Here is a 10,129-nt window from a genome sequence, read left to right as displayed (position 1 = left end):
GCGGCCGCGCCCCCCCCCCCCCCCCGGCATGGTGCGGTCGGCGTGGCGCGGCCGGCGTGGCGCGCGAGGACCGACGCCCCGGCCCGGTCAGCCGCTCCGACCCGGCCGCCACGCCGTCGGCCCGCACGTCCCGGGGCACCCGGTTCTTGACCCACTTCGACTCGGGCACGAGCCGCAACCACGGGCGTGGGCCCGGACCCGTCGGCTCGACCGGCGCGGGCGGGTCGTCCTCGGGACCGTCGATGCCCGGGGAGCGCGGGCGGGCAGACCGGGCCTCGTCGTACGCGGCCACGGCGTAGCCGTCCGGGGCCGTCGCCCGGAAGCGGGCGGGCCGCCCACCGTACGGCCGCCCGTCGCACGGGCTGCCGCACGGCAACGAGGGATCGGAACAGGGCCGGGGCATCGCTTCCCGGGACCGGTTAGGCTCCGGGACATGCGGATCTCCGTCTCCTCCGACATGAACGAACCCGTCGCCCGCCTCCTCGTCGAGGAGCTGCGCCGGCGCGGTCACGAGGTGCGCGTGCACGGAGCGCTGGAGGCGGGGGCGGACCCGCGGTGGGCGGTCTGCTCCGAGGCGGCCGCGCGCGATGTGGCCGCGGGCGCGGCGGATCAGGCCGTCGTGTGCTGCTGGACCGGCACGGGCGCCTCGATCGCCGCGAACAAGGTGCCGGGCGTCCGGGCGGCCCTGTGCACGGACGCGTACACGGCGGACGGTGCCCGCCGCTGGAACGACGCCAACGTCCTCGCCCTCGGCCTGCGTCTGACCTCCGAGCCCGTCCTCCGGGAGATCCTGGACGCCTGGTTCACGGCCGTGCCCAGCGAGGATCCCGAGGACCGGGAGAACGTGGCCCGCGTCGGTCGTCTGGAGGAGGACAGAAGGGTGTCCCCGTCGGACGGCCGGTCACCGGCGGCGTAACGGGGACACCGGGGGCGCGACGGGGGCGGCGCGCGGCGGGGTCAGTGGGCGCCGAGCCCGCCTCCGCCGAACGATCCGCTCGAACCCTTGCTCCAGCGCGGACGGTCCTTCGACGCGCTGGGCCGGGTCTGCATGTTGCTCAGCTCGTACGGGGTGAGTGGGCGACCGCCCTTGGGCATCACGGGAACCTCCTGGGACTCGCGGTTCTCGCGGATCTCGTGCACCGCGCCCTCCGGCGGCAGGTGCGGCTGTTCCTCGGGGCGCGGACGGGGCGACTCGCGGTACTTGACGCGGGCGTTCAGCCAGAAGCCGCCGGCCAGCACCGCCAGGACGGCCATGGCCACCAGGAAGAACACGAGACCTATCAGGCCACTCGCCGCGGCCAGCTGCATCGGTTCGGTACTCATAGCACATGGATACCCCGCCTATAAAGGGGCGAACCAGACACCTTCCGTCACCGCCCGTCGAGGTCCGGCCATGGCGGATTCCGCGTTTTGACCGGCCAGGTCCTGGTTACCCGCTGAACGTGGCACCGGCGAATTCCCGCCAGGAGCCCTACCGGTTCCTGGAGGACCGATTCGCGTGCGCGGAAGCGTGCGCGGACTGCGCCCGGGCGTGCGCACTCGGCGCGAGCGCCATCCGGCCGGACGGGGACGAAGAACGGGAGCGCGCCCGGCGGCAGGCCGTGATGTGCGCGGAGGTGTGCGACGCGACCTGCCGGGTGCTCGCCGAGTGCCAGGACGAGAGCGACATCCGCGTCCAGCTGGAGTGGTGCCGGTCGGTCTGCCTCGAATGCGCGCGCGTCCTCGACGGGCGGCCCGACGCCGAGGCGACCGCGGCGGCGTGTCTGGCGTGTGCCCGTGCCTGCGGGGACTTCATCGAAACGCTGCGCTGAGACCGATTCGGCAGGCCTGGACGAGGCTCTGTCTCCGTGCGGTGCCCACGCCTTTCCCCGTCCGCCTTCCTTTCCTCGCCATTCCCAATTTCTGAAACACGTTCTACGGTGTGCGCCGACAGGACCGGCCACCGGCAGCCTGGAGGCGCCGTGCATCTCGACCACACGCCCGAGCAGCAGCGACTGCGCACCGAACTGCGCGCCTATTTCGCCGACCTGGTGCCGGACAACGCCTACGCCCGCTACGCCGACCCCGCCGCACAGAAACGGTTCTACCGCGAAACCATCAGGCGGCTGGGCGCGGACGGCTGGCTCGGTGTGGGCTGGCCCGAGGAGTACGGCGGGCGCGGCCTGACACCCATGGAACAGTTCATCTTCTTCGACGAGGCCGCACAGGCCGGCGTACCGCTGCCGCTGATGGCGCTGAACACCGTAGGCCCGACGATCATGCGGTTCGGCACCGACGAGCAGAAGGCCCACTTCCTGCCGAGGATCCTCTCCGGCGAGATCGACTTCGCCATCGGCTACAGCGAGCCCGACGCGGGCACCGACCTGGCGTCCCTGAAGACCAGGGCCGTGCGGGACGGCGACGAGTACGTCGTCAACGGCCAGAAGATCTGGACGACCAACGGCGACACCGCGGACTGGGTGTGGCTGGCCGTGCGCACCGACCCGGACGCCCCGCAGCACAAGGGCATCACCATGCTCCTCGTGCCGACCTCGGATCCCGGCTACTCCTGCACCGTCATCAACACCCTCGCCTCGCACGACACCACGGCCAGCTACTACGAGAACGTCCGCGTCCCCGTCTCCCGCCGGGTCGGCGCCGAGAACCAGGGCTGGCGGCTGATCACCAACCAGCTCAACCACGAACGCGTCACCCTGGCCGCGCACGGCACCATGGCGATCCGCGCCCTGCGCGACGTCCAGCGCTGGGCGATGGAGACCAAGCTCGCCGACGGCCGCCGGGTGATCGACCTGCCCTGGGTCCGCGGCCGGCTCGCCCGCACCCACACCAGGCTCGACGCGATGAAGCTCCTCAACTGGCAGATGGTCACCGCCGTCCAGGAAGGCACGCTCACCCCGCAGGACGCCTCCGCGGTCAAGGTGTACGGATCCGAGGCCCGCCGGGACGCCTACGCCTGGCTCATGGAGATCGTCGCCGCCGCCGGCCCCCTGAGGGAAGGGTCCGCGGGCACGGTCCTGCACGGCGAACTCGAACGCGGCTACCGTTCGGCGGTCATCTTCACCTTCGGGGGCGGCAACAACGAGATCCAGCGCGAGATCATCTCCTGGATCGGCCTGGGGATGCCGAGGGTCCGGCGTTAGCCTGCGGGTATGCCTGAGCCCATGGCGGACCTCCGTCCGGGTGACCCGGGGCTGTTCACCCCGCGCTCGGTGACCTGGCAGATGCACGGCGACCCCATGATGTGGGTCGCCGGGATCCGCGCGCTCTACCTGCAGGCGCTGCATCCGCGCGCGGTGCGCGGCGTCATGGAGAACTCGGACTTCCGGCACGACGCCTGGGGCCGGCTGATGCGTACCGCGAACTTCGTCGGCACGACCACGTACGGCACGACCGAGGCCGCCGAGCGGGCCGGAGCCCGGGTGCGGAAGATCCACAGCATGCTGCGGGCGACGGATCCGGCCACCGGGGAGCGGTACGGCGTGGACGACCCCGAGCTGCTGATGTGGGTGCACTGCGCCGAGATCGACTCGTATGTGCGCGTCCTGCGCCGGTCCGGTTTCCCGCTCACGGACGCCCAGGCCGACCGGTACATCGCCGAACACCGGGTCAGCGCCCGGCTGGTGGGTCTCGACCCCGACACCGCGCCCGGCGACCTCGCGGAGCTGGCCGCGTACTTCGAAAAGGTGCGGCCACGGCTGGCCGCGGGACCGGACGCACGCGCGGTGGACGACTTCCTGCTCCGCCCGCCGACGCATTTCCTCCTGGTACCGGCGCGCGAGGTGCTGTGGCGGCGCGTGGCGCAGCTGGCGTACGCCTCCCTGCCGCCGTACGCCCACGATCTGTACGGCAGACCGGCCCCCGCACCGGCCACGGTCACCCGCCGACTGCGTGCCACGGGCGCGTTGCTGCGGTGCGTTCCCGCACGTCTGCGCTGGCAGCTCCCGCCCAAACACATCCTTCGCGCCATGGCCAGGCTCGGCCCGGGCTCACGTCCGGCACCGTACAAAGTCGGACGATAATCCGCCATACTGGACGAGCAGGGGGGTGTGTCACGGATCGGGCCGGCTGGGCGCGGCCGCGTCTTGACGGCAACCCCAGGGGAGGGGCGGACGGCGACGGGGGCGACGGCGGACGATGGCGGACACCAGGCTGGTGCAGGGCCGGTACCGGCTGCTCGATCTGATCGGGCGGGGTGGCATGGGGGAGGTGTGGCGGGCCCGGGACGAGTCCCTGGGGCGCCATGTCGCGGTGAAGTGCCTCAAGCCGCTCGGCCCGCACCACGACCAGTCCTTCACCCGCATCCTGCGGGAGCGGTTCCGCCGCGAGGCCCGGGTGGCCGCCGCGCTCTCGCACCGCGGAGTGACCGTCGTCCACGACTTCGGCGAGGACGACGGCATCCTCTACCTGGTCATGGAGCTCCTGCAGGGCCGCAACCTCTGCCAGCTCCTGGAGGACAACAAGCACCACGCGCTGCCCGTCGCCGACATCGTGGACATCGCCGACCAGGTCGCCGCCGCCCTCGCCTACACCCATCAACAGGGCATCGTGCACCGCGACCTGAAACCCGCCAACATCATGCGGCTCACCGACGGCACGGTGAAGATCTGCGACTTCGGCATCGCCAGACTCGGCCACGACATCGGCTTCACCTCCCGGCTGACCGGCACCGGCATCGCGATGGGCACCCCGCACTACATGTCCCCGGAGCAGATCAGCGGCTCCGAGGTCGACCACCGCAGCGACCTCTACTCGCTCGGCTGCGTGCTGTACGAGATCGCCACCGGGGTACCGCCGTTCGACCTGGGCGACGCCTGGGCCATCCTCGTCGGACACCGCGACACCGCTCCCCGTCCGCCGCGCGGCCACCGCGCCGAGATCCCCGAGTACCTGGAAAAGGTCATCCTCGACCTGCTGTCCAAACAGCCGGAGCAACGCCCCTGTGACGCGAGCGAGTTGGGGCACCGGATCACCGCGGGCCGTACGGCGCCCGCGTACGTGCCCACGGTGGTGACGCCCCAGCCCCGGCTGCGGCCGGCCGAGCCACTGCCCCGCGAACCCCGGCTGCCGTCCTGGACCCGGGGCATGCCCACCGGCCACAAGGCGACCGGCGCGGGGCTTCGCACCACGCCTCCGGATGCCGCGGCCGGCCTCACCGGCGAGTGGATCGCCCGGTCCGCCGCCGGTCCCGCACAGCTGCCGGTACCCGCCGCCCCGCCCCCGGAGGCCGTCACCGCGCTCGCCGGACGCCACAACGCGGGTCTCAGCCTGGGGCGGCTCGGCCGCTGGGCCGAGGCGGGCGAGGTACACCGCGCCGTCGCCGCGGAGCGCTCCCGTCTGCTCGGCCCCGACCATCCCGACACGCTGGCCAGCCGTTACGAGATCGCCTTCACCCTCAGCCGTACCGGCCGTGCCGCCGACGCCCTGCGCGAGTACACCGAAGTCGCCCGGGCGAGAGAGCGGGTGCTGGGCGCCGACCACCCCGACACGCTCGCGGCCCGCCAGGAAACGGCCTACGTCCTGGGGCAGTTGGGCCGCCACTTCGACGCGCACCAGGCATACACGTCGGTCCTGGCCGCCCGGGAACGCACCATGGGCCCGGACCACCCCGACACCCTGCGCTGCCGCCACAACCTCGCCTTCAACCTCAGCAGACTCGGCCGCCTCGACGACTCCTACCGCATGGCCCACGAGGTGGCCGCCGCACGAGCCCGGGTCCTGGGCCCGAACCACCCCGACACCCTGGTCACCCGCTATGAAGTCGCCTACGCGCTCGGGCAGCTGGGCCGCTGGGAGGATGCCCTGCGCACGTACCGGGAGGTCGCCGAGGCCCGCGCACGGGCCCTCGGCCCCGACCACGCCGACACCCTCGCCGCCCGTTACGAGGTCGGCATCAGTCTCGGCCGCCTGGGCCGCAGCGCGGACGCCCTCGAGCTGTACCGCGATCTGATCGACGACCGCACCCGGGCCCACGGTCCCGCGCACCCCGAGACCCTGCGCGCCCGGCACGGTCTCGGCGTCAACCTCGGCCGGCTCGGCCGCTGGGAGGAGGCCCTCGCAGAGTCCCGCGACGTCTGTGCCATCCGTGAGCGCGTCCTCGGTCCCGACCACCCCGACACCCTGGTCAGCCGCCGCGAGGTGGCCGTGAGTCTCGGCTGGCTCGGCCGCTGGCCGGACGCGCTGAGCGAGTACCGCCGGGTCGCCGCGGCCCGCGAACGCGTGCTGGGTCCCGACCATCCCGACGCCCTGGCCAGCCGCAACGACGAGGCCCACTGCCTGGAGCAGCTCGGCCGCGGTGCCGAGGCCGTCGAGCTGTACCGCAGGGTGGCGGTGCTGCGCCAGCAGCGGGCGTCCGGCGGACACTGAGCGGGGCACGGCACGCCTCTGGCCGTCGTAGATCATCACGTGTTACGAAGAACCATGCCTGCACACGAGGGATCCCGGACGTACGACACCGTCATCGTCGGCGGCGGCCACAACGGCCTGGTCGCGGCCGCCTATCTGGCCCGGGCCGGCAAGTCCGTGCTGGTGCTGGAGCGCCTGGACCACACCGGCGGCGCCGCCGTGTCGACCCGCCCCTTCGCCGGCGTCGACGCCCGCCTGTCGCGCTACTCGTACCTGGTCAGCCTGCTGCCCAAGAAGATCGTGCGGGACCTGGGCCTCGACTTCCGGGTCCGCGGGCGCACCATCTCGTCGTACACCCCCGCGGAACGGGACGGACGCCCGACCGGACTGCTCGTCGGCGGCGGCGAACGGCGCACCCGGGAGGCCTTCGCCCGGCTGACCGGAGGCGACCGGGAGTACCAGGCCTGGCAGCGCTTCTACGGCATGACCGGCCGACTGGCCCAGCGGGTCTTCCCGACCCTGACCGAACCGCTGCCCACCCGCGACGAGCTGCGCCGCCGCATCGACGACGAGGACGCCTGGCGGGCCCTGTTCGAGGAGCCCATCGGTGCCGTGATCGAGCGGGACTTCACCGACGACCTGGTGCGGGGCGTCGTCCTCACCGACGCGCTGATCGGCACCTTCGCCGACGCCCACGACACCTCCCTGCGGCAGAACCGCTGCCTCCTGTACCACGTCATCGGCGGCGGCACCGGAGCCTGGGACGTGCCGGTGGGCGGGATGGGCGCCCTGACCGACGCGCTGGCCGCCGCCGCGCGCGCGGCGGGCGCGGTGATCGCGACCGGGCACGAGGCGGTACGGATCCAGACGGACGGGCGCTCGGCCGAGATCGCCTACCGCACGGCCGACGGCGAGGGCGTCGCCACCGCCCGGCACGTCCTCGTGAACGCCTCGCCGCAGGAACTGGCGGTGCTGACGGGCGACGCGGCGCCGACCCCCGCCGACGGCGCCCAGCTGAAGGTGAACATGCTGCTGAAGCGACTGCCGAGGCTGCGCGACGGCTCCGTGAACCCGAGGGAGGCCTTCGCCGGCACCTTCCACATCGCCGAGGGCTACGAACAGCTGGCCACGGCCCATGCCCAGGCCGCGTCCGGCGAGCTGCCCGCGGCGCCGCCGTCCGAGATCTACTGCCACTCGCTGACCGACCCCACGATCCTCGGCCGGGACCTGGTCGAACGCGGCTACCAGACGCTCACCCTGTTCGGCCTCCACACGCCCGCCCGGCTCTTCGCCCAGGACAACGACGCGGTGCGCGACGAACTCCTCAAGTCCACGCTCGCACAACTCGAGTCCCACCTCGCCGAGCCGCTCGTGGACTGCCTCGCGACCGATGCCGAGGGCCGCCCCTGCATCGAGGCGAGAACCCCGCTCGACCTCGAACACGACCTGCGCCTGCCCGGCGGCAACATCTTCCACCGCGAACTCGCCTGGCCCTACGCCCAGGAGGACACCGGCCGCTGGGGAGTGGAGACCCGGCACGCCAACGTGCTGCTGTGCGGAGCGGGCGCGGTGCGCGGGGGAGGGGTGAGCGGGGTGCCGGGGCACAACGCGGCGATGGCGGTGCTGGAGGGGGACTGACGGCGATGTCCGACACGCCTCCGGTCCCGCCCTCGATGCCCGCCTTCGGTCCGTGACTTCTACGACCGCCTCGCCCCGACTACCACTTGATCTTTCCGGACTGGGAGGCGAGCATGGCGCGCCAGTCCGCGGTGCCGGACGGCCTGGTCCGGGCGCGGCTGGGCCCGGGGCCGCACCGGATCCTGGACTGTGCCTGCGGGATCGGCACCCAGGCGATCGGGCTCGCTCTCAGGGGCCACCGGGTCGTCGGCACGGATCTGAGCCCGGTCGCCGTCTCCCTGGCCGCAGCCGAAGCCGCCGCGCGGGGCGGCAGGCTGCCGGCGGCGGCGGCCGACATGCGTGCCCTGCCCTTCCGCCCGGCCGTCTTCGACGTCGTCGTCTGCGCCGACAACGCGCTGCCGCACCTGCTGACCGACGAAGACCTCGACACGGCCCTGGCGGACATGCGGCGGGTCCTGCGCGACGACGGCCTGGTGGTGATCACCGTCCGGGACTACGACGAACTCCGGCGAAGCCGCCCGTCCTCGACGCCTCCCCAGGGCTCCGGGACGGCCGCCGGCCGGGTGGTCACCTTCCAGCTGTGGCACTGGCGGGACGACGCGGAGAGCTACGAGCTGGAGCACTTCCAGCTGCTGTCCGCCGGAACCGGCCGGGAGGTCCGCGTCCGGCGCACCGCCTGCCGGGCCCTGACCCGCGGCCGGTTGACGCGGGCGGTGACGGCGGCCGGATTCACCGGCGTCACCTGGCACGAGCCGCCCGGAACCGGTTTCCACCAGCCGGTGCTCACCGCAAGAATCTGACGGAGCATCAGAAAACCCCTTCCCTCGGCCGGGGGACTGCGGCATCCTGCGCCCATGCAGACGGAGCTGAGCAAGAGACTGGGACTCGAGCACGCCGTCTTCGGCTTCACGCCGTTCCCCGCCGTCGCCGCCGCCATCAGCCGGGCCGGCGGCTTCGGAGTGCTCGGCGCGGTCCGCTACACGGCCCCCGACGAGCTCAAGCGCGACCTCGACTGGATCGAGACGCATGCCGAGGGCCGGCCGTACGGCCTCGACGTCGTCATGCCCGCCAAGAAGGTCGAGGGCGTCACCGAGGCGGACGTCGAGGCGATGATCCCCGAAGGGCACCGGCAGTTCGTCCGGGACACCCTCGCCAAGTACGGCGTGCCCGAGCTCGCCGAGGGCGAGGCCTCCGGATGGCGCATCACCGGCTGGATGGAGCAGGTCGCCCGTACCCAGCTCGACGTCGCCTTCGAGTACCCGATCCGCCTCCTCGCCAACGCCCTCGGCTCCCCGCCCGCCGACGTCGTGGCCCGCGCCCACGACCGGGGCGTGCTCGTCGCCGCGCTCGCGGGCAGCGCCCGGCACGCCCGCAAGCACCAGGAGGCCGGCATCGACATCGTCGTGGCGCAGGGCTACGAGGCCGGCGGTCACACCGGCGAGATCGCCTCCATGGTGCTGACCCCCGAGGTCGTCGATGCCGTCGCCCCGCTGCCGGTGCTGGCCGCGGGCGGAATCGGCAGCGGGCAGCAGGTGGCCGCCGCACTGGCGCTCGGCGCCCAGGGTGTGTGGCTGGGCTCCATATGGCTCACCACCACAGAGGCCGACCTCCATTCGCCCGCGCTGACCCGCAAGCTCCTCGCCGCAGGGTCCGGCGACACCGTGCGTTCGCGTGCCCTCACCGGGAAGCCCGCTCGTCAGCTCCGTACCGAATGGACCGACGCCTGGGACGACCGGGGCGGGCCCGGCACCCTGCCCATGCCCCTGCAGGGGCTGCTGGTCGCCGAGGCGGTCTCCCGCATCCAGAAGTACGAGGTCGAGCCGCTGCTCGGCACACCCGTCGGCCAGATCGTCGGCCGGATGACCAGCGAACGCAGCGTGCAGGCCGTCTTCGACGACCTCACCCGCGGCTTCGAACGGGCCGTCGACCGCATCAACCACATCGCCGGAAGGAGCGGCCAGTCGTGAGCACACCCCCCATCGGCTTCTGGGCCCAGGCCGCCCAGGACCCCGACCGCTCGATCCTCGTCGCCCCCGACGGCGAGCAGTGGACCGCCGGCCGGCTGCACGCCGCCGCCAACCGGCTCGTGCACGGCCTGCGCGCCCCGGGCCGGGTACGGGGCGGCGGCGTCGGCGCCGGGGGGGCCCAC

9 protein-coding genes and 2 pseudogenes are annotated in these 10,129 nt (G+C 73.1%); 9 read left to right on the top strand and 2 right to left on the bottom strand.

Going from position 1 to position 10,129, the window contains the following annotated elements:
- Nucleotides 1-376 (bottom strand): hypothetical protein (locus tag ACFW2E_RS31410; protein ID WP_384470552.1); only part of this gene is annotated, 376 nt, incomplete at its 3' end.
- 57 nt (nucleotides 377-433) lie between these two features.
- On the opposite strand from ACFW2E_RS31410, the gene ACFW2E_RS31405 reads away from it, so the two are divergent.
- Nucleotides 434-916 (top strand): RpiB/LacA/LacB family sugar-phosphate isomerase, encoded by a 483-nt coding sequence (locus tag ACFW2E_RS31405; RefSeq protein ID WP_384470549.1) that lies wholly within the window; start codon nucleotides 434-436, stop codon nucleotides 914-916.
- A gap of 41 nt (nucleotides 917-957) precedes the next feature.
- Here the strand turns inward: ACFW2E_RS31405 and ACFW2E_RS31400 are convergent, their stop codons facing one another.
- Nucleotides 958-1,323 carry a DUF6479 family protein gene (locus ACFW2E_RS31400; RefSeq protein WP_384470547.1) on the bottom strand — a complete coding sequence of 122 codons (366 nt, stop codon included), beginning with the start codon at nucleotides 1,321-1,323 and terminating at the stop codon, nucleotides 958-960.
- Between the two features lie 119 nt (nucleotides 1,324-1,442).
- Here ACFW2E_RS31400 and ACFW2E_RS31395 point away from each other — a divergent pair, with 119 nt between their 5' ends.
- The 8 genes and pseudogenes from ACFW2E_RS31395 to ACFW2E_RS31360 form a co-directional block, all read left to right on the top strand.
- Nucleotides 1,443-1,811, top strand: a complete 369-nt coding sequence (locus ACFW2E_RS31395; protein WP_384470544.1) for a ferredoxin — start codon at nucleotides 1,443-1,445, stop codon at nucleotides 1,809-1,811.
- A 150-nt stretch (nucleotides 1,812-1,961) separates the two neighbouring features.
- Nucleotides 1,962-3,140 (top strand): acyl-CoA dehydrogenase family protein, encoded by a 1,179-nt coding sequence (locus ACFW2E_RS31390; protein WP_384470541.1) that lies wholly within the window; start codon nucleotides 1,962-1,964, stop codon nucleotides 3,138-3,140.
- 9 nt (nucleotides 3,141-3,149) lie between these two features.
- Nucleotides 3,150-4,019 (top strand): oxygenase MpaB family protein, encoded by an 870-nt coding sequence (locus ACFW2E_RS31385; RefSeq protein ID WP_384470539.1) that lies wholly within the window; start codon nucleotides 3,150-3,152, stop codon nucleotides 4,017-4,019.
- Between the two features lie 115 nt (nucleotides 4,020-4,134).
- On the top strand, nucleotides 4,135-6,363 hold the full coding sequence (locus tag ACFW2E_RS31380) for a tetratricopeptide repeat protein (protein WP_384470536.1): 2,229 nt from the start codon (nucleotides 4,135-4,137) through the stop codon (nucleotides 6,361-6,363).
- 54 nt (nucleotides 6,364-6,417) lie between these two features.
- Nucleotides 6,418-7,980, top strand: coding sequence for a phytoene desaturase family protein (locus ACFW2E_RS31375; RefSeq protein ID WP_384470534.1), 1,563 nt, complete (start codon nucleotides 6,418-6,420; stop codon nucleotides 7,978-7,980).
- A gap of 45 nt (nucleotides 7,981-8,025) precedes the next feature.
- Nucleotides 8,026-8,780: pseudogene (locus tag ACFW2E_RS31370) on the top strand (class I SAM-dependent methyltransferase); the annotation flags it as partial.
- A gap of 54 nt (nucleotides 8,781-8,834) precedes the next feature.
- Nucleotides 8,835-9,947 (top strand): nitronate monooxygenase, encoded by a 1,113-nt coding sequence (locus ACFW2E_RS31365; protein WP_384470531.1) that lies wholly within the window; start codon nucleotides 8,835-8,837, stop codon nucleotides 9,945-9,947.
- A pseudogene (locus tag ACFW2E_RS31360) lies at nucleotides 9,944-10,129 on the top strand (hypothetical protein); the annotation flags it as partial. The gene ACFW2E_RS31365 and the pseudogene ACFW2E_RS31360, both read left to right, overlap by 4 nt.

The sequence above is a fragment of the Streptomyces sp. NPDC058964 genome (assembly GCF_042741275.1).
GTDB lineage: Bacteria > Actinomycetota > Actinomycetes > Streptomycetales > Streptomycetaceae > Streptomyces.
This window is presented reverse-complemented; position numbering and strand designations above follow the sequence as displayed.